Origin of the sequence: Rhizobium sp. NPDC090279 (assembly GCF_044769665.1) — a bacterium.
Classification (GTDB): Bacteria; Pseudomonadota; Alphaproteobacteria; order Rhizobiales; family Rhizobiaceae; genus Rhizobium.
In genome coordinates this window covers 234,654-254,786 of record NZ_JBIVYI010000006.1, presented here as the reverse complement: position 1 = coordinate 254,786, position 20,133 = coordinate 234,654, and the positions used below count along the sequence as shown (strand labels likewise).

General features: G+C 61.5%; 17 protein-coding genes. 16 read left to right on the top strand and 1 reads right to left on the bottom strand.

Annotated elements, in window-relative coordinates; translation table 11 throughout:
* Positions 1–24: 24 nt before the first annotated feature.
* Positions 25–606, bottom strand: coding sequence for a universal stress protein (locus ACIQWP_RS16915; RefSeq protein ID WP_402789224.1), 582 nt, complete (start codon positions 604–606; stop codon positions 25–27).
* Positions 607–1,237: 631 nt separating this feature from the next.
* Here ACIQWP_RS16915 and cydD point away from each other — a divergent pair.
* From cydD to ACIQWP_RS16835, 16 genes are all read left to right on the top strand, one after another.
* Positions 1,238–2,962 (top strand): thiol reductant ABC exporter subunit CydD, encoded by a 1,725-nt coding sequence (cydD, locus tag ACIQWP_RS16910; RefSeq protein WP_402789889.1) that lies wholly within the window; start codon positions 1,238–1,240, stop codon positions 2,960–2,962.
* On the top strand, positions 2,959–4,650 hold the full coding sequence (gene cydC, locus ACIQWP_RS16905; protein WP_402789221.1) for a thiol reductant ABC exporter subunit CydC: 1,692 nt from the start codon (positions 2,959–2,961) through the stop codon (positions 4,648–4,650). The genes cydD and cydC overlap by 4 nt, the downstream gene beginning before the upstream one ends.
* A 79-nt stretch (positions 4,651–4,729) precedes the next feature.
* The gene (locus tag ACIQWP_RS16900) at positions 4,730–6,331 is read left to right on the top strand and encodes a cytochrome ubiquinol oxidase subunit I (RefSeq protein ID WP_402789218.1); all 1,602 of its coding nucleotides are present in this window, start codon (positions 4,730–4,732) and stop codon (positions 6,329–6,331) included.
* Positions 6,332–6,337: 6 nt separating this feature from the next.
* Positions 6,338–7,492: a cytochrome d ubiquinol oxidase subunit II gene (gene cydB / locus ACIQWP_RS16895; RefSeq protein WP_402789215.1), complete on the top strand. Its 1,155-nt coding sequence runs from the start codon at positions 6,338–6,340 to the stop codon at positions 7,490–7,492.
* A gap of 18 nt (positions 7,493–7,510) precedes the next feature.
* Positions 7,511–7,636, top strand: coding sequence for a cytochrome bd-I oxidase subunit CydX (gene cydX / locus ACIQWP_RS16890; protein WP_402789212.1), 126 nt, complete (start codon positions 7,511–7,513; stop codon positions 7,634–7,636).
* Between the two features lie 328 nt (positions 7,637–7,964).
* Positions 7,965–9,368: a PLP-dependent aminotransferase family protein gene (locus ACIQWP_RS16885; RefSeq protein WP_402789209.1), complete on the top strand. Its 1,404-nt coding sequence runs from the start codon at positions 7,965–7,967 to the stop codon at positions 9,366–9,368.
* Positions 9,369–9,567: 199 nt separating this feature from the next.
* Positions 9,568–9,972, top strand: a complete 405-nt coding sequence (locus ACIQWP_RS16880) for a DUF983 domain-containing protein (RefSeq protein ID WP_402789206.1) — start codon at positions 9,568–9,570, stop codon at positions 9,970–9,972.
* 614 nt (positions 9,973–10,586) lie between these two features.
* Positions 10,587–11,297, top strand: a complete 711-nt coding sequence (locus tag ACIQWP_RS16875) for a FadR/GntR family transcriptional regulator (protein WP_402789203.1) — start codon at positions 10,587–10,589, stop codon at positions 11,295–11,297.
* A gap of 28 nt (positions 11,298–11,325) precedes the next feature.
* Positions 11,326–12,918: an ABC transporter substrate-binding protein gene (locus tag ACIQWP_RS16870; RefSeq protein WP_402789201.1), complete on the top strand. Its 1,593-nt coding sequence runs from the start codon at positions 11,326–11,328 to the stop codon at positions 12,916–12,918.
* 53 nt (positions 12,919–12,971) lie between these two features.
* Entirely contained in the window at positions 12,972–13,931 is a 960-nt protein-coding gene (locus ACIQWP_RS16865) for an ABC transporter permease (RefSeq protein ID WP_402789199.1), read from the top strand.
* 3 nt (positions 13,932–13,934) lie between these two features.
* The gene (locus tag ACIQWP_RS16860; RefSeq protein ID WP_402789197.1) at positions 13,935–14,810 is read left to right on the top strand and encodes an ABC transporter permease; all 876 of its coding nucleotides are present in this window, start codon (positions 13,935–13,937) and stop codon (positions 14,808–14,810) included.
* Between the two features lie 20 nt (positions 14,811–14,830).
* Complete coding sequence (locus tag ACIQWP_RS16855) at positions 14,831–15,745, top strand: dihydrodipicolinate synthase family protein (protein WP_402789196.1); 915 nt, start codon at positions 14,831–14,833, stop codon at positions 15,743–15,745.
* 5 nt (positions 15,746–15,750) lie between these two features.
* Complete coding sequence (locus tag ACIQWP_RS16850) at positions 15,751–16,767, top strand: ABC transporter ATP-binding protein (RefSeq protein WP_402789886.1); 1,017 nt, start codon at positions 15,751–15,753, stop codon at positions 16,765–16,767.
* Positions 16,768–17,721, top strand: coding sequence for an ABC transporter ATP-binding protein (locus tag ACIQWP_RS16845; RefSeq protein ID WP_402789194.1), 954 nt, complete (start codon positions 16,768–16,770; stop codon positions 17,719–17,721).
* Positions 17,722–17,949: 228 nt separating this feature from the next.
* Positions 17,950–18,834, top strand: a complete 885-nt coding sequence (locus ACIQWP_RS16840; protein ID WP_402789192.1) for a helix-turn-helix domain-containing protein — start codon at positions 17,950–17,952, stop codon at positions 18,832–18,834.
* Positions 18,835–19,038: 204 nt separating this feature from the next.
* The gene (locus ACIQWP_RS16835; protein ID WP_402789190.1) at positions 19,039–20,124 is read left to right on the top strand and encodes a sugar ABC transporter substrate-binding protein; all 1,086 of its coding nucleotides are present in this window, start codon (positions 19,039–19,041) and stop codon (positions 20,122–20,124) included.
* Positions 20,125–20,133: the final 9 nt, after the last annotated feature.

The following is a 20,133-nucleotide window of genomic DNA, read 5'->3' as shown; positions in this document are numbered from 1 at the left end:
AGGATGCGCCGATATGATGGAATATTAGGCTTTCTTCGTACCGTCCGCTTTCGTCGTCGTATGGTAGAGCGCTTTATCGGCCCGTTCTACCAGTACGGAACACTCCGCATGACGGATGACGTATTCGACCGTCGAACCGAATATGCGATCGAGAATATCCGACGTATGCGTCGCAAGAACGATCAGGTCGGCATTTCTCTCGTTAGCGACGGTCAGCAACGTCTTCGATGCCGTACCCAGGCGCACATCGATGGAAGCGGTAATGCCGAGACGCCTGCACAGCGCGTTGAGTTTTTCCTCGGCCTCGCTGATGACGGAAACCGCCCAATCGTCCGGATTTTCGTGTCCGGACGGGGAGCGCTCGACGATATGAGCAACCGTCAGTTCGCCGCCGGTGGATAGAAGGGAGCGAGACGTGAACAACAGGCGTTCGGCGCGCTCGCGTGAGCCCAAGCCTATCGCGCAGATGATTTTGTCATACATCACGTTCTCCCAAAACGCCTCGCCTCGACACAGTTCTTCGCCGTGAGCTGCAATCAATCCGGTCAAACTTGCCCAGATACGCAAACGAGTGTCCAACACATCGGTAATGGCGGCATTCGTCAAGTCTCGTTGCCAGCAAGATGCAGGCCGTGCACATCTGCGCGCCAGCTACTGATGCCTGTTCGCTTCGCAATCGATGCTGCGCGCGCGATCGGGTGATTCGGTCGCTTGAGGTGGAATTTATCTCGATCAAGGTCAAATGGTCGCGGTTTTCACCGTCGGTCGGACAGCGGGGGGTACGGAAAGCCTCTTCTCCGCTCGAGCGTGCGAATCGGCGGAATTTGCTGCAATGCAAACAACTTAGCCGCCGTACCATGTGCTACCGTTGTCGCAACAACATAAGAATATCATGAGCTTCTGCGTCAATCTGCCATCACCGTGACCGAGCCCTGCGACATCCTGCACGCTTTTGCGCAGTGCACAAACTGCCTTAGAACCATGTCGCGAACAACTTGCCGTGGGATCAACTCTTCGGCGAGACCGGTCCTGCTATTCTTGTCGCTGACAAGAGGCAGAAAGCCGGTCATATTGGGGCTCCGATATCGTCGATTGCGGCAAGTGCGTTCTGGGTTCGACGAAAGATTGATGGTCTGCGATGCAGCTCATTCGATCTTTATTGGTCGGCGGACCCTCCTTGATGACACTGACTTCGAAAGGACGGGCTCACGTGACAACTTCCTCCGCCACCGATGGAATGTTGGAAAGACACACGGTTGCGAACCCGCCTTCATCGGAGCGTGCGCCTGTCGGGAACGCGGCGATTGAACGGCCGGCCGGTAAGTGTCGCGGCCTCGGTCTTGCATCAATCTTGCTTTGTCTGTCCTCTCTCAGCTGGATCGGTCAGGCGGCGATGCTGGCCATCGGCGTCGGGGCGATCAGTCAAGGCGGCGGCGTGGATGATGTCGCTATTCCGGCCGGCATAGTCGCTGGTATCGGCGTCCTGCGGGCCTGTCTGGATGCGGCAGGCGGGCGGCTCGCATTTCGCGCGGCGCGCCAGGAGCTGAGCACGCAGCGCGCGGCCGCTGCTGCAGCTCTTGCCGTGCGCTCACCCCTCGACAGCAGCAGGCCGGCGTCCGGTTTGGCGGCAAGCGCACTGGGCGAGCAGGCCGAAGCGGTCGTTCCCTATCTCTCGCGCTTCCGCCCGACCCGCATGAGGGCAAGCCTTGTGCCGCTTGTCATGCTCGTCTGCATTCTGCCGATTTCCTGGCTGGCGGCATTGATCCTCGCGCTCTGTGCGCCACTCGTCCCAATTTTCATGGCATTGATCGGCTGGCGTGCCAAGGCCGCCAGCGAGCAGCAGCTTGCCGAAACCGGCGGCATCAATGCCTTTCTGCTCGATCGTCTTCGCGGTCTCGCGACCATTCGCGGGCTCGACGCCGTCGATGTCACCGCGCGGCGTTTGCGTGCGGACGCGGACTCGCTGCGGCTGCGCACCATGGCGGTGTTGAAGATCGCATTCTTGTCATCGGCGGTGCTCGAATTCTTTGCCGCGCTCGGCGTTGCCGCGACGGCCGTCTATGTCGGCTTCAGCCTTCTGGGGTCGATCGAAATCGGCACATGGGTCGGCCGTCTCACCTTGACGCAAGGTCTCTTCATTCTGCTGCTCGCGCCCGCCTTCTTCGAGCCGTTGCGGGAGCTGTCCGCCGTTTGGCATGATCGCGCCAATGGCGAAGCGGCGCTTTCGGCGCTCAAGGAACTCGCGTCATCGCGCCAGATCATCCTTGGCGGCATCGATGCGTCGTCGTCCGTGCCGGGATGCGAGGCCTCCGTCGAGATCGAAGCTCTGGTCTTCCGCCATGCGCCGGAACGGGAGGCCGTGATCGATCACTTCGATCTCTCCATCGCGGCCGGGGAGCATGTGGCGCTCTGGGGTACCAGCGGCTCGGGCAAGACCACGCTTCTGTCGCTGATATCAGGTCTTGCCCGGCACGATGCCGGCGTCATCCGGATCGGCGGCATTCCGCTGCGTGACGAGACTGCGGGCGCACTGCGCCGTCGCATGGCCTGGATCGGCCAATCGCCGCATATCTTTGCTGGCAGCGTCATGCGCAATATTGCCCTGGGACGTGGCGGTATCGATGCTCCCGCCGTCGCGGCAGCTCTCGAAAGCGTCGCGCTCGATCGTGTCTTTGCTCCGGAGCGGGTGGCGGCGGTCGGCGAGGGAGGGCTCGGCCTTTCCGGCGGCGAGGCGCTGAGACTGGCGCTGGCGCGGATGATGGTCGATGAACAGGCCGATATCATCCTCGCGGACGAACCAACTGCGCATCTCGATGCGCAAACGGCTGCCGCCGTGACGGACGCCTTGCTCGCGCTCGCCAAGGGCCGCGTCCTGATCGTCGCCACGCATGATCCCGTACTGGCCGCGCGGATGAACCGTATCGTCCGGCTCGGTGAGCGGATGCGGAGAGTAGCGGCATGAAGGCTTCCCTCAAGACCCTTCTCCCGCTCATCCGGCTGTTCTGGGCCGAGCGCGGCGCGAGCCTTGCCCTTGGCGCCGGCCTGTCCGTGCTGGCCATGCTTGCCGGTGGCGGATTGCTGGGGCTATCCGGCTGGTTCATCACAGCCTCGGCCTTCGCCGGTTTGACTGTCACAAGTGCGGTGGTTTTCGACGTCTTCATGCCGTCTGCGGGCATCCGCATGCTTGCGATCGGCCGGACGGCGGCTCGTTACGGCGAACGGCTTGTCACGCATGACGCGACGCTCAGGGTCCTCGCCGCCTTGCGCGAGAGGTTGTTTCGCGGCTGGGCGGAGCCCTCCGCCGCCGCGGCCATGATCCGCCGGCCGGCAAAGCTGCTGTTCCGTCTGACGAATGACGTCGATGCGCTCGATTCACTCTATCTGCGCGTGCTCGTGCCGGCCGCGGTCGCAGTTCTTGCCGCTATCGCGGTGACGATCGCGCTCTGTTTCATCGACCCTCTGTTCGGCATTATGGCAGGGGCGTGGCTTGTCGCGCTCTGTCTTGGTCTTTCCCTCGTTGCGGCGCGTCTGGCACTGAAGCCGGATCGTCGCCGCGCCCATGCGATGGAGGCCTTGCGTGCCCGTGCCGTCGATCTTGTTGCCGGCCAGACAGATCTTGCGATGGCTGGACAGCTGCGGGCGCAACGGACGGCGATTGCCGAGGCGGATCGGCGGCTGGCTGAGGCCGACGATACGCTGAACCGGATCGACAGCGGCGTTGCGGCCGGCTTTTCGCTCGGGTCGACATTGCTGTTGACGGTGACGTTGCTTGTTGTCGCCATGCTTGCCAAGCAAGGAACGATCGGCGCGCCTGGCGCCGCCTTTGCGCTGCTCGTGGCCTTCGCCGCCACGGAACCGTTTGCGGCTCTGCGACGGGGAGCTCTCGAACTCGGACGAACCCTGCTTGCTGCGAGACGTATCGCGCCTCGGCTAAGCCCTGTTGCCGCTCCAATGAAGCGCGTTGAGCCGGTGGCCGACCATGCTTTTCAGCTCAGCGCTGTCGTGGCCGGGCACGAGGGAGCAGTTCGACCGGTCTTGAAGGATCTGACTTTGTCGCTGCCGGTCGGCGAACGGCTGGCGATCGTCGGACAAAGCGGCGTCGGTAAATCGACATTGCTTGCCTTGCTTGCGGGTGAGATCGCTGCGACGAGCGGCTCCGTGGCCAGGCAGGCGGCCGCGACACTGACGCAGCGCAGCGAGCTGTTTCGGGACACGGTGCGCGGCAATCTGAAGCTGGCGGCTCCTGATGCCGACGACAGCCGGTTGCGCGATGTGCTCGCGACGGCCGGTCTGCTCGGCGATATCGAAGCGCTGCCGCTTGGCCTTTCGACGCGTCTCGGCGAAGGCGGCAGCGGCCTGTCCGGCGGTCAGCTGCGCCGGCTGGCGCTTGCAAGGCTTTTGCTGCGCGATACGCCGCTCTGGCTTCTCGATGAGCCGACGGAAGGTCTCGATGCCACGACAGCCGGCGCCGTGCTTGCGCGACTGGCTTCGGCGGCCGAGGGGCGCAGCCTCGTCATTGCAACACATATTCGTCGCGAAGCCGCGCTGGCGGATCGGATCGTCGCCTTGGACGACGGCCGCATCATTGCCATGGCAGCACGCGGCACACCGGAATTCGAAATGCGTCTCGATCGGCTCCGGCCGGATTGAGAGGCAGTCAACATACCCGCGGTGCGTCGAATGGCGCCGCATTCCTGTCAGACACACCGTAGGGGGTGGGAGAAAGACTATGGAACTCGATATCGTGGCGCTGTCGCGCCTGCAGTTTGCTATGACGGCGCTGTATCACTTCTTGTTCGTGCCGCTGACGCTTGGCCTTTCCGTGCTGCTCGCCATCATGGAAACGACCTATGTCATGACTGGCCGCCAGATCTGGCGCCAGATGACGAAGTTCTGGGGGACGCTGTTCGGCATCAACTTCGTGCTCGGCGTCGCCACCGGCATCGTGATGGAATTCCAGTTCGGCATGAACTGGAGCTATTACAGCTACTATGTCGGCGATATTTTCGGCGCGCCGCTGGCGATCGAAGGGCTGATGGCCTTCTTCCTCGAGGCGACCTTCGTCGGCCTGTTCTTCTTCGGCTGGGACAAGTTGTCGAAAGTCGGCCATCTGGTCGCGACCTGGGCCGTCGCGCTCGGCTCGAATTTCTCGGCGCTCTGGATATTGATTGCCAATGGCTGGATGCAGAACCCTGTGGGTTCGGCGCTCAATCCGCAGACCATGCGCATGGAGATCGTCAGCTTTTTCGATGTCCTCTTCAACCCGGTAGCGCAGGCGAAGTTCGTCCACACCGTTTCGGCCGGCTATGTCTGTGCCTCCGTCTTCGTGCTCGGTGTCTCGGCCTGGTATCTCCTGAGGGGCCGCAGCGTCGAACTGGCGAAGCGTTCGATGACGGTCGCGGCATCGTTCGGCCTTGCCTCGGCGCTTTCCGTGGTCGTGCTTGGCGACGAAAGCGGTTATCTCACGACCGAGCATCAGAAGATGAAGCTCGCCGCGATCGAAGGCATGTGGAAGACCGAACCGGCGCCGGCCGCGTTCACCGCCTTCGGTTTTCCGGATCAGGAGGCGCGCGAGACGCATTATGCCGTGCATATTCCCTGGGTCATGGGTCTGATCGGGACGCGGTCGCTGACAACGGAAATCCCTGGCATCGACAAGCTTGAAGCGGAAGCCAAGGACAATATCCGCCAGGGCATCAAGGCCTATGACGCGTTGCAGAAGATCCGCGCAGCAAAGCCGGCAACGTCGGGTGAGACATCGCAGGATGTCGCCACCACCGAGGCGCGTTCCTCCTTCGAAGACATCGGTCATCAGCTCGGCTATGCGCTGTTGCTCAAGCGCTATGTCAACGATCCGCGCCAGGCGACCGAGGAGCAGATCGCACAGGCGGCGCGCGACACCATTCCGCATGTCCCAACGCTGTTCTGGTCGTTCCGCATCATGGTCGGCCTCGGCATGTTCTTCATCCTCCTGACGACGGTGTTCTTCTGGCTCTCGGCGCGGCGACAGCTCGATCGCTATCCGCTGCTGTTGCGGGTCGCGGTCTTCGCCATCCCACTGCCATGGGTCGCCATCGAACTGGGCTGGGTGGTTGCGGAATTCGGCCGCCAGCCATGGATCATCGAAGGCGTGCTGCCGACGGCCGCTGCCGTCTCCAATCTCGGCGCCGGCACCGTACTTCTGACGATCCTCGGCTTTGCCGCGCTCTATACCGCCCTCATCGTCATCGAGATGACGCTGATGATCAAGGCGATCCGCAAAGGCCCCGATCCGGACGAAAAACCGGAGGCCAAGCTGATTTCCGAAAACCTCGTTCCGGCTGCGGAGTGACCTGTCATGATCCTGCATGAATTGATCGACTACGAGACCCTTCGCATCATCTGGTGGCTGCTTCTCGGCGTGTTGCTGATCGGCTTCGCCGTCACCGACGGTTTCGACCTCGGCGTCGGCACGCTCCTTCCCTTCGTCGCCAGGACGGATACGGAGCGGCGCATCGCCATCAACTCGATCGGGCCGACCTGGGAAGGTAACCAGGTCTGGCTGATCCTCGGTGGCGGCGCCATCTTTGCCGCCTGGCCACCGCTGTATGCTGTGTCCTTCTCCGGCTTCTATCTCGCCATGTTCGCCATCCTGTTCGCGCTGATCCTGCGGCCGGTCGCCTTCAAATATCGCTCCAAGCGCGAAAGCGCCGGCTGGAAGGCCGCCTGGGACTGGGCATTGTTTGTCGGCGGCTTCGTGCCATCGCTGATCTTCGGCGTCGCGGTCGGCAATGTGCTCCAGGGGGTTCCCTTCAGGTTCGATGACGATATGCGCATCTATTACGAGGGGTCATTCTTCGCGCTTCTGAACCCCTATGCTCTCCTTTGCGGCCTGCTGTCGGTCGCTATGCTGGTCATGCATGGTGCGGCCTGGCTTCGGGTGAAGACGGAGGGTGTCGTCGCGGAACGTGCCCGTCGCTACGGCAGTATCGCAGCCCTGGCCGTCATCGTGCTCTTTGCGCTGGGTGGCCTGTTCTTGTGGGTGGGGATCGACGGCTATCGTATCTCCAGCGCCATCGACGTGGACGGACCCTCCAATCCGCTGCTCAAGACCGTCGAGCACAGTCCTGGGGCATGGCTCGTGAACTATGCCGCGCATCCGTGGATGATCATCGCGCCGGTTCTTGGCTTCATCGGCGCGGCCGCCGCCTTGCTTGCCATGCTGGCTCGGCGTGAGGTCACTGTGTTGCTATTCAGTAAGCTTGCCATTTTCGGCATCATCTCGACCGTGGGATTGTCGATGTTCCCTTTCCTCTTGCCGTCATCGCTTGATCCACGCTCCAGCCTCACGGTTTGGGACGCGTCGTCCAGCCACCTGACACTGTTCATCATGCTCGTCGTCACCATCATCTTCTTGCCGATGATCCTGGCTTACACCGCTTGGGTCTATCGCGTGCTGTGGGGCAAGGTCGATGAAGAGACAGTGAACGACAAGAGCGGTCACGCCTACTGATCCTCACGGAGATTTCGCATGTGGTACTTTGCCTGGCTTCTCGGCTTCCCTCTGGCGGCAGCTTTCGCCGTCCTCAACGCCATGTGGTATGAACTTATGGACGATCAAGCGAAGGCGAAAGCCGCGCGCGGTCAAGAGAAATGACCGTCATGCCCCACCCTTGAAGGACGTTCGCCACACGATCGGCGCGCCGGTGCAAACCGGCGTGTCGAGCCTTGCGAGCGCGGCGCGCGACGCCGGGGCAGCCTCAACGCCTTGAGGTCGCCCAATCGGTCAAACCGGTTCGTCATGCCGTCAATCGCAGGCCAACAGCTGGCGCGAGGCATCCATCAATTGAAAATATTGTGGCATTTGGTCTTGCCACGGTGAAAAGTGGGGGCGATGGCTCCACATAATGTGAGTTGTATGCAACAATATGCGATCAATGCCGGTCTCAATCCCAGCTTGGGCCGGTCCCGGTGCGGAGCATGAAATGAAAGACTGGCATCCCGATCTGAGCCGCTCCTCCAGCCCCCGCTACATTGCCATAGCCGACCTGATTGAAATGGATTTGCGCAATGGCGTCCTGGTCACCGGGGACAGGCTGCCGCCGCAGCGTGCGCTTGCCAAGCGTCTCAATATCGATTTCACGACGGTGGCACGCGGTTACGTCGAGGCTCAGAAGCGCGGGTTGGTGGATTCCCATGTCGGACGCGGAACTTTCGTGACCGGCAGGCAGGAAAGGGAGCGCCGCAGTTTCGCCCTCGACGCTGCTCCCGATCCGCGTCGGGCTGCCGCGATCGATTTCTCGATGAATCTGCCGCCGGAGCCCAGCGATCCGGATCTTCTCGCCCGCATGCGGGAGGGCATGTCCGTCCTAGCGGCCGATCTCGTTTCCCTGCTGCGTTATCAGGGGTTCGGTGGCTTGGGCATGGACAAGGAAGCCGCCGCCGCCTGGCTCAGCCGCCGCGGCCTCATCCCGGCGCAGGAGCGCATCTTCGTCACCCCCGGCGCGCATCCGGCCCTCCTGGCGATCTTCGGCCTGTTGGCGAAGCCGGACGAGACCGTGCTTTCGGAAAACATCACCTATCCCGGCATGCGTTCGATCGCGGCGCAGCTCCGGCTCAATCTCGCTGGCCTTGCGATGGACGAGGACGGCATTCTGCCTGACGCCTTTGCCGAAAGCTGCGAACGCCTGCGTCCAAAGGCGCTTTATCTCAATCCGACACTGCAGAATCCGACGACGCTGACCGTGCCGCAGGCGCGGCGCGAAGCGATCGCCGCCATAGCCCGCAAATATCACGTGCCGATCATCGAGGATGACGCCTATGGCTTCATTCCGTTGAATGCCCCCCCGCCGATGGCTGCGGTGGCGCCGGACCTAACCTGGCATATCGGCGGATTGGCAAAGTGCATCGGGGCCGGGCTGCGTCTTGCCTTCGTCGTCGCGCCGGACACCAGGTCGATATGGCCCTTCGTGAGCGCAATGCGGAGCAACAACGTCATGGCGTCGCCGCTGAACATGGCGCTTGCGACGCGCTGGATCGAGGACGGTACCGCCGATAGCATTTTGCGCTTCATCCGCACCGAGGCTGCGGCTCGCCAGGACATGGTGGCGGAGATATTGCCATCCGGCAGCTATCGGGCCGATCCCATCAGTTTCAATATCTGGCTGCCGCTCCACAATGGCTGGACGCGTGCCACCTTCGGCAGCCATATGCGCAATGCGGGCATCGGCGTTGTCGCGAGCGATGTCTTTACCGTGGAGGGGGCTGCACCCGAAGCCGTGCGCGTTTGCCTTGGCGGTCCGATAGGCCGCGAGGCTTTGAAGGGCGCGCTGAATTTCATGGCGCATGCGCTGCAAGGGTCGCCGGAAATGGCCGCTTCCTTCTTCTAGAATCCAGGTCGTAATATCACTTTTGACTGGACGGAGCTCTGGCTCCGGAGCGGTGCCAATTTCCTGGTTTGCTGGATATCCTGCTGCGTCATTCTGCCAGATGGACTCGCTGTTTGCATTCATTGTAACTATATTGAATGCATGCAATCTCATTATTGATTGCATATCTTCGCAAGATTGATTCAGGAGTGATGTCACCATGGATACAGACTATCCGCCGCTGAGCCCGTTGCAGACCGGCCTTCGTTGCCGTTGCCCGCGTTGCGGGCAGGGGCGTTTGTTTGATGGATTCTTGACGCTTCGCAAGCAATGCGAGGCGTGCGGTCTGGACTATTCCTTTGCAGATCCGGCAGACGGGCCTGCGTTTTTCGTCATTTGCTTTGCCTGCATTCCGAGCGTGCTTCTTGGCGTCTGGCTGGAGGTTGCCTTCTCGGCGCCGGTCTGGGTTCAGTTCCTGGTGACCGGTCCATTTATGCTGGCGACCTGCATTCCACCCTTGCGACCGCTAAAGGGGTGGCTGGTGGCGAGCCAGTATTTCTACAAGGCCGAGGAAGGCAAGCTCGTCCGTTTGCCGGAGACCGATACGTCGCATGCAGCGAACTAAGGTCTGTGGGGGTTCATCTTGAGTTGATGACGGCTGCGGCGAGATGGATGATAGCGCCACTTATGCCGCGTGGATGGGAACGTTGTGATCGAAGTTGGATTCGATGATGGTTTGAACAAAAAATGAAGCTGCTGAAGCAGCAGTTTTGAGGCCGTGTTCCTCACGACAGATAGTGCCAAGTAACAGCCTGGAAATATTCAAAATGATGGATTGGTTCCCTGTAGTCTTCATTGCGTTCAAGGTTCTCGTGTTGGGTACGGGAATGTTCTTCGCCATCAAGTGGCACCACGATCAGGGGAAGAAGAAATAGCGGAACCAGCGGACCGTAAACGCCCGCCGAATGCACCCTTGACGCCTCAGGCTAAGGTCTGGGGAATTCATCTTGAATTGATGACGGCTGCGGCGAGGTGGATGATTGCGCAGAAGCTTTCGTCTGTCTTGTCGGCTCTCACTTTAGGCGGCGCGCCTGGCTGTCTTATGGCAACATTGTTCACTTTCGTTCGATCGGGTGGTGGTGTTCAAGCCAGCCATAGATCGTTCCTTCTCTTATCCTCTTGACGGATATCCTACAAGTTCATAGGATCATTATCGATCTCTTGGGGGGAGCCCGTTTCATGGTCGGTAAAGTGATTCAGCCATTGACGCGCGCGCCGCTGCTGCATGTCTCGGTGCAGGAAAGCTTGCGCAGCTATATCGCCGACAACGGACTTGAGGCAGGCACGATGCTGCCGGCCGAAGGCGAGCTCGCGACGCAATTGGGCGTCAGCCGCAATTCCCTGCGCGAAGGCATCAAGGCGCTGGAATCTCTAGGTGTACTCGAGACGCGCCGCGGCATCGGCATCTTCGTCAAGGCATTCTCCTTTGCGCCGCTGCTTGACAATCTCGCCTACGGGCTTGGCGATGCGCTGCGGCACATGGAGGAGGTGCTGGAGATCCGCCGCACGCTCGAAGTCGGCCTGATCGGCAAGACGCTTGAGATGATCGGGCCGGAGGATCTGGCCGAACTGCGCGCTACCACGGACCGCATGCGCGCTCATGCCGAGCGTGGCGAACCCTTTGCCGAAGACGATCAGCTCTTTCACCGGCTGCTGTTTCGTTGCCAGGGCAACGAGACTTTCGTGCGCCTGATCGATGTGTTCTGGCTCGCCTTCTACAAGGCCTCGCGTTTCTTTGATTTGGACGATGTCGATCCCATGGCCACCTGGCGTGACCACGAGGCCATCGTCGACGCGCTGGAATCCAAAAATCTCAAGGAGGTGCGCATGCGCCTCGACCGCCACTACGAGGGAATTTTGCAGGTGATCGCCAACAACAAGAAAAAATAGCGATCGCAAACACGGGAGGAGGATCTTCATGAGGAAAGCGTTTCATCTGCCGGCAATCGCGTTGGGCGCGTTGCTGTCGGCCGCGGCGATGCCTGATATGAGCGGTTTGGCCGCGCCAGCGGCCGCTGCAACCATGACGGGCGGCTTCGATGTCGGTCCCGGTGGCTTTCAGGGTAATTTCAACCCCTTGGCGGCAACGGCCGGCCTCACCTGGCTCAGCACCTATTTCGAGCCGCTCGTCAGCTATGACGCAAAGCTGCAGAAGATCGTCGGCGTGCTTGCTTCCTCCTATGAAGTAAGCCCGGATCAACTGACTTACACGTTCAAGCTTACCGACGCCAAGTGGCATGACGGCAAGGCATTTACGGCCAAGGATGCCAAGTTCACCATCGATCTTGCGGCCAATTCCAAGACCGGCTCGGTCTTCGCCGCCCGGTTTAAACTCCTGTCATCGGTGGAGACGCCTGACGATCATACGCTCGTCATCAAGCTTTCCGCGCCGTCGGCAAGCCTGCTCGATACCCTGGCCAAGATCATGGTCCTGCCCGAGCATGCGCTCGCCGCCGTGCCGGTCGATCAGCTCGCGAAGAGCAGCTGGTGGTCGACGCAGCCGGTCGGGACAGGGCCGTTCAAGTTCGTCAAATATCAGCAGGATCAATATGTTGAGCTTACCGCCAATGCTGACTATCGCGGCGGCAAGCCGGTGCTGGATCGGCTGATCAATCGCTATTTCGCCAATCCGGCGGCGGCGATCTCGGCGTTGCGGGCAGGCGAAATCCAGTTCACCTATGTCGATTCCAATGATGTGCCGACCTTCAAGGACGACAAGTCCTTCGAGGTCATCGAGGGCGATTCCTTTGTCGTCAATTATCTGGGCTTCAACCAGGATTCGCCGCTATGGAAAGATCTTCGCGTCCGTCAGGCCGTGATGCACGCCATCAATCGCGATGCGATCATCAAGAGCCTGTATGGCGGCGCGGCAAAGCCGGCCAATTGCGCCTATGTGGCAAGTCAGCTCGTTCCGGGCGGCATCGAAGCCTATCCTTATGACCCGGCCAAGGCCAAGCAGCTGCTCGATGACGCCGGCTGGGACAAGATCAATGGCGATAAGCCGATCACCCTGCTGACTTACTACAATACGCCGCTTGCGACGAATGTGCTGGCGGCCGTTCAGGCAATGCTGGCGCAGGTCGGCATCAATGTCGTGCCGCGCGCTGTCGATGCGCCGACTTACAACGGCATCGTGCTCAACCCCAAGGCGGACGCATCGCAGTTCCAGCTCGTCTATGCCGGCCTGCAGAACGGACCCGATCCAAGCAATATCAATACGGGCCTCAACGAAAAGCAGATCCCGCCGGCGGGCGCCAATGTGGTGCGGGCGCGCATGCCCGATCTGACAAGCGCGCTCGATGCTGCCATTGCCGAGACGGATGCCGGCAAGCGCGATCAGCGCTATCAGGATGTCTGTAAGGTCATGAACACGGACCTGCCCTGGGCGACCATGTGGGTGGCGAACCGCTACGGCGTCGTTTCGTCCAAGGTGAGGGATTTCGTCTGGACGCCGGCTCCCGGCGGCGGGCCCTACATCGCACATCCGGAAGCGTGGAAGCTTTCAAACTAGTTTTGGGCCAGCCGCAGCAGTGGCTGATACATTCCTCGAAACCCAGGTTCGATATGCTTCACTATGGTCTCAAGCGTCTTGTGATCGGCATCGGCATGCTCCTGGCCTTGAGTATGCTGGTGTTCGTGCTGTTGCGGCTGACGCCGGGCGATCCGATCGATGCCTATATCGATCCGAGCACGCCCCTGTCTGCCGCCGCCATGGCCGATTTGCGAGAGCGCCTCGGCCTGGATCGGCCGCTGCCGCTGCAATATATCGGCTGGCTCACACAGGCCCTGCAAGGCAATCTCGGCTATTCCGTCAAGCGAGCGGATCAGCCGGTCTTGACGCTTGTGCTGTCGCGCATCGGCCCGACCGTGCTGCTGATGGGCTCGGCCCTCATCATGGCCATCGTCGCCGGCATTGCCGCAGGCGTCGTCGGTGCCGTGAGACGCAATTCGGTGACCGACGTCTCGCTCTCCGTGCTGGCGTTGGCCGGCATATCGAGCCCGGCGTTCCTGAGCGCGCTGCTTGGCCTTTATATCTTTGCCGTGCGCCTCGGCTGGCTGCCTTCAGGTGGTATGCTGACGCCGGGTGAGGACTTTTCCGTTGGCGACCTGCTCCGGCATCTCATCCTGCCGGCTTCGCTTCTGGCGATCGCCCAGGCTGCGCTCATCATGCGCTATATGCGGGCGTCGCTGCTGGAAGTCCTCAATCAGGACTATGTGCGCACGGCGCGCGCCAAGGGGGTGTTCGAGTTCTGGGTGATCGTCAAGCACGCCCTGCGCAACGCGCTGCTGCCTGTGGTGACGGTCATCGGCTCGACCATCGGGCTTGCGATCGGCGGCGCGATCTTCGTCGAAAGCGTCTTCAACTGGCCGGGCATGGGCCTGCTGCTGGTCGACGCGGTCACGTCACGCGACTATCCCGTCATCATGGGGGCGACGCTCGTGATCGGCGCCTGCGTCATCGTCGTCAACCTGCTGACCGATATCGCCTATGCGATGATCGATCCGCGCATCAAGGTGGGTTGAGAGATGCTGGCGCGAACCGAACGACCAAGCCACGGCCCGCTCGTCCGGGCATTCGACCGCTTCAGGCTGAACGGGGCAGCCCTCTTCGGCGTTGGGATCGCCGTACCCATGCTGCTGCTGATCGCCACCTATCCGCTGTGGTGGCGGTTCCAGCCCAACGATATCGATCTTCTGGCAATGAATGCCGCACCCAATGCAACTCATTGGTTCGGAACGGACGGCGTCGGGCGCGATGTCTTTGCCAGAGTGCTCGAAGGCGGCCGCATATCGCTGATGGTCGCGGCGGGGTCTACCGTCATTTCAGCCGCTATCGGCTTCCTGTTCGGCTTCGTTTCGTCCTTTGCCGGGCGTTGGGCGGATGCGCTCAGCATGCGCTTCGTCGATCTAGTCATGACACTGCCGCCAGTGATCTTCCTTCTGGTGCTGGCCTCGATCACTGGGACCGGCATTCTCCCGACAATTCTTGTCATATCGCTTCTGTCCTGGCCACTGCTTGCCCGCATGGTGCGTTCCAGGCTGCTGGAACTGCGGGAGCGCGATTTCGTGACGGCGGCACGCGGCATGGGAGCAGGGCTGCCGCACCTCCTGCTGCGCCACGGCATGCCGAACTGCGTCGATATCCTGGTGGTTTATGCCACGACGCAGGTGGCGAACGCGATCCTTTTGGAGGCCGGGCTTTCCTTCCTCGGGCTTGGCATCGCACCACCCGCCGCAAGCTGGGGCAACATGCTGAATACGGCCCGCTCCACCGCCGTTCTCGAACAATATCCCTGGCAATGGCTGTTTCCCGGCGCTGCGCTGGTTCTTGCCGTCCTTGCCATCAATTTCATCGGTGACGGGCTGAGGGATGCCTTCGATCCGCGCGCCGAACTTCATTGAACCGAAGAAAGAAAGTGACAATGAGCAAATTCAAGGGCGTGGTGCCCCCCGTCGTAACGCCGCTGAACGACGATTTCACCGTCGATTACCAATCCTATACCCGCGTGCTGGAGCATCTGATCGATGGCGGTTGCCACGGCGTCTTCGTGCTTGGCTCCACCAGCGAAGTGGTCTTTCACGACGAAAAGACGCGGCGGGAGATCATCGAACATTCCGCCAAGGTCGTGAATGGTCGGGTGCCGCTGCTGGTCGGGGTCATCGACCCCACGACTGACCGCGTGATCGCTCATTCGAAAATCGCCAAGGCGGCCGGCGCCGATGCCGTTGTCGTCACCGCTCCCTTCTACACGGTGACCAGCCAGCCCGAAATAACGGACCATTTCCGCTATATTCGCGATGCCGTCGATGTGCCGCTGGTTGCCTATGACATTCCCGTCTGCGTGAATGTAAAACTCCAGCGCCAAACCGTGGTCACCCTCGCAAAGGAGGGGACCATCATCGGGTTGAAGGATTCAAGCGGCGACGATGGCAATTTCCGCTACGCGCTGCTCGATCTTGCCGATCACAAGGATATCTTCCTGATGACCGGCTCCGAGATCGTCGTCGACAATGCGCTCCAGATGGGCGCGCATGGCGTCGTGCCTGGCATCGCCAATGTCGATCCGCATGGCTATGTCCGCCTGTGGGATGCGGCACAACGCGGCGACTGGGCCACGGCCCGACGCGAGCAGGAAAGGCTTTGCCGCCTGTTCGAGATCGTCTGGATCGCGCAGGGACGTGTCAGCGGCGGCGCGGCCGGCATCGGCGCCTTCAAGGCTGCGATGAAGAGCCTCGGCATCATCGACACCGCTGTCATGCCCCGCCCGCGCGCCGCGCTGAACACCGAAGAAACGGCCAAGATCGATGCGATCCTGAAGAAAGCAGGGCTGCTCTGAGCATGATGACGCCGGCTGCCCAACCCGTTCTCGATATCCGGGGGCTCAGAACAGTCTTCCGCACCCGCGGTGGCGAGTTGACCGCCGTACGCGATATCGACCTGACCATCGATGCCGGCGAGACGCTGGCGCTGGTGGGGGAGTCCGGTTCGGGCAAGTCGGTGACGAGCCTTTCCGTCATGAGGCTTCTGACGCGTAATGTCGGCGCCATCGCCGCCGGCAGCATCAGGCTGCGGGACCGGCAGGGCGCCGTCAGTGATCTCGTCACGCTGGATGACCGGCAGATGCGCGAGATCCGCGGCGGCGATATCGGCATGGTGTTTCAGGAGCCGATGTCGAGCCTCAATCCGGTGCTGACCATCGGCGACCAGATCGCCGAGCCGATCCGCATTCACCGTGGGGCGGACCGCGCCACCGCGATGCGCGCGGCGGTCGCGTTGCTGGATAGCGTCGGAATTCCGGATGCCAAACGCCGCGTCAGGCAATATCCGCATGAATTGTCAGGCGGCATGCGCCAGCGCGCGACCATCGCCATGGCGCTTGCCTGCGATCCGGTGCTTTTGATCGCCGACGAGCCGACGACTGCACTTGACGTCACGATACAGGCGCAGATCCTCGATCTCATGCAACGGCTGCAGCGCGAGCGCAGCATGGCGATCCTGTTCGTCACGCATAATCTCGGCGTGGTGGCCGAGATCGCGCATCGGGTTGCCGTCATGTACGCGGGTCGGATCGTCGAGGAGGGGTCGACGGAAGCGGTATTCCGCAATCCGAAGCATCCCTATACACGCGGCCTGCTGGCCTCCATGCCGCGACTTGGCGAGGCAACGCGGATGCGACAGGCCGGCGAGCAGCTCTATGCCATCCCCGGCGTCGTGCCGGGACTGACGCGAATGCCTTCGGGATGCGCGTTCGCACCGCGTTGCGCGCATGCGATCCAGGCTTGCAGCGAGGCGGTGCCGTCGCTCGAGAGTGTCGAGGCGAGCCATGCGAGCCGCTGTATCCGCTGGCGGGAGATCTAGATGACCGAAGCGCTTGTCTCTATCCGCGATCTTGCCAAGGACTATGTTTCGCGCGGTGCGAAGCTTGCCATCCTTCGCGATATCTCCTTCGATATCGGGAAGGGGGAAGTGGTGGGGCTTGTCGGCGAATCCGGCAGCGGCAAGACGACGATCGGCAGGTCGATCCTGCGGCTGGTCGAGCCTTCTGCGGGCAGCGTGCGCTTCGACGGCACGGAAGTGACCAAGCTCGGCGCCGGCGATCTCAGGCGCATGCGGCCGCGCATGCAGTATGTCTTTCAGGACCCATTCGCCAGCCTCTCGCCGCGCATGACCGTCGGCGAGATCCTGACGGAGGGTTTGAAGATCCAGCGCATCGGCAACCATCTCGATCGGCTGGATCGGGCGCGCGCGGCGCTCGAACAGGTGGATCTGCCGGCAGAGGCCATCAATCGCTATGCCCATGAATTTTCCGGCGGTCAGCGTCAGCGGATCGGGATTGCGCGGGCGCTGGCGCTCGGGCCGGAATTTCTCGTTGCCGACGAACCTGTCTCGGCACTGGATGTCTCCATTCAGGCGCAGGTCATCAATCTGTTGCGCGGCCTTCAGCAACGGCTGTCGCTTACCATGCTGTTCATCTCGCATGATCTTGCCGTCGTCGAATATCTCTGCGACCGCGTCATCGTCCTCTATCTCGGCCGGATCATGGAGATTGCCACGAGTGCCGATCTATACGCCAGACCGTCACACCCCTATACGCGCGCTCTGCTCTCCGCCATCCCGTCGCCGGACCCGGATCGCAGACGCGATCGGCAAATCCTGAAAGGCGATATTCCAAGCGTGGCAAATCCGCCGAGCGGCTGCGTCTTCCGCACGCGCTGTCCCCTAGCGCTCGATGCCTGCGCCGCGGCGGTGCCGCAACTGCGCGAGGTTGCGCCCGGACAATTCAAGGCCTGTATTCGCGACGACATCAATTGATCCCACTTCGGGTCCGATGAGGCTGCTTTGGCGATGCAGTGCCCATGCCGCACTGCACATTTGACCAAAGAAGCCAGCCTCCATGTCAAAAAAGTATCGGCCGGGCGTACATGGCGTAGTAGCGGCAGGCAGCCGCACGCGGTAGATTTATGAGATGGAAGACGCGATGGCCTCTGGGAGGAGGCGCCGGAACCGTAGCAACGCGGACGGACGAAAGGAGGCTTGCCGATGAATCCCGATTTGGAAGTGGTCGCGATCGGCAGCGGAGAATCCTTCAAGGCCTGGGAGCACGGCTACCCCTACCGCACGGTTCGCTGGCATTTCCATCCCGAATATGAAATCCACCATGTCGTCGCAACGACGGGCCAATATTTCATCGGTGACTTCATCGGCGAGTTCGAACCGGGCAATCTGGTGCTGACGGGGCCGAACCTGCCGCACAATTGGGTGAGCGACGTGCCCGTCGGCGTCACCCTGCCGCTGCGCTGCCGCGTCCTGCAATTTTCCGAATCCTTCTTTGCCGATGCGAGCAAGGTCTTCCCGGAACTGTTGGCTTGCGGCGGCATTCTTGAGACGAGCCGCCGTGGCGCGCTCTTTACACCTCAGACGGCCGCGATCGTCGGCCCGATCCTCGGCGAGCTGGTTGACGCGACCGGTATCCGCCGCATCGAGCTCTTCATGAACATTCTGGATGCCATGAGCAATGCGCAAGGCACGCGCACGCTTGCCAGTGCCGGCTATCAGCCGGACCCCTCGGGTTTCATGTCGGCGGGCGTCAACCAGGCGCTGGCCTATATCAACGCGCATCTGACGGAGCCATTCAGCGAATGCGACCTTGCCGAATTGAGCGGCCAGAGCCCGAGCGCTTTCTCCCGCAGCTTCCGCCGCCATACCGGCATGGCGTTGGTGCAATATGTCAACCGGCTGCGCATCAACTTCGCCTGCCATCTATTGATGAGCAAGGCTGAGATGACGATCACCGACATCTGCTTTGCGGCAGGCTTCAACAATATCTCGAATTTCAATCGGCGTTTTCTGGATCAGAAGGGCATGGCGCCCTCCCGGTTCAGATCGCTCCTAGCACAGCACGCGCGCGCGGTGGAGGCCGCCTAACAAAAGGGAGGACAGGGAGGAAAGACAGAATTCAGGACAAGCGAACGGGCAGGCATCTTTGCCGCTCGAAGGAGAAGGCTTGTCCGAAATTTACCGCCACATCGGCCGAATGACCGTTGTCGGTGGACACCAAACAAGAGCATCGCGTGCGGACAGCCGCGATGATCGAGGGAAACTATTACCATTTGGAACGGAGAAATTCCAATGAACCATTTCGCACTGAAAATTGCCGGCGCTGCGGCGCTCGCGGTCGGTCTTCTGGCCGGCACTTCCGCCTTTGCTCAGTCTGCCAAGGTGACGGATGCGACCGTCGCCTTCCTGATGCCCGACCAGAGCTCTACGCGCTACGAAGAGCACGATTTCCCCGGCTTCCAGGCGGAGATGAAGAAACTCTGCGCCGGCTGCAAGGTCATCTACCAGAACGCCAATGGCGATGCCTCGCGCCAGCAGCAGCAGTTCAACTCGGCGATCTCGCAGGGCGCGAAGGCCATCGTGCTCGACCCGGTCGATTCCACCGCTGCCGCTTCGTTGGTGAAGCTGGCGCAGAGCCAGGGCGTGAAGGTCATCGCCTATGACCGCCCGATCCCGTCAGCCGCCGCCGATTACTATGTCTCCTTCAACAATGAGGAGATCGGCAAGATGATCGCGAAATCGCTGGTCGACCACCTGAAGGCAAAGGGTGTGAAGGCAGGTGACGGCGGCCTTCTCGAGATCAACGGATCGCCGACCGACGCGGCTGCCGGCTTAATCAAGAAGGGCATCCATGCCGGTCTCGCCGAGGGCGGTTATCCGGTGCTGGCGGAATTCGACACGCCGGAATGGGCGCCGCCGAAGGCGCAGCAATGGGCAAGCGGCCAGATCACCCGCTTCGGCAAGAAGATCCTCGGCGTCGTCGCCGCAAATGACGGGACGGGTGGCGCAGCTGTCGCCGCCTTCAAGGCCGCCGGCTTTGATCCGGTGCCGCCGGTGACCGGTAATGACGCGACGATCGCCGGTCTACAGCTCATCATTTCCGGTGACCAGTACAATACGATCTCCAAGCCGAGCGAGATCGTTGCTGCCGCCGCCGCCAATGTCGCGATCGAGTTGCTCTCCGGCGAGACGCCGAAGGCTGATACGAAGCTCTTCGACACGCCGACCAAGCTCTTCACGCCGGCCTTGGTTACGTCCGAGAACCTGAAGGCCGAGATCATCGACAAGACCGTCAACGGCAAGCCGATCCAGACGCCGGACCAGCTCTGCATCGACCGTTATGCCGATGGTTGCAAGAAGCTCGGTATTGGCAGCTAAGATCTGCTC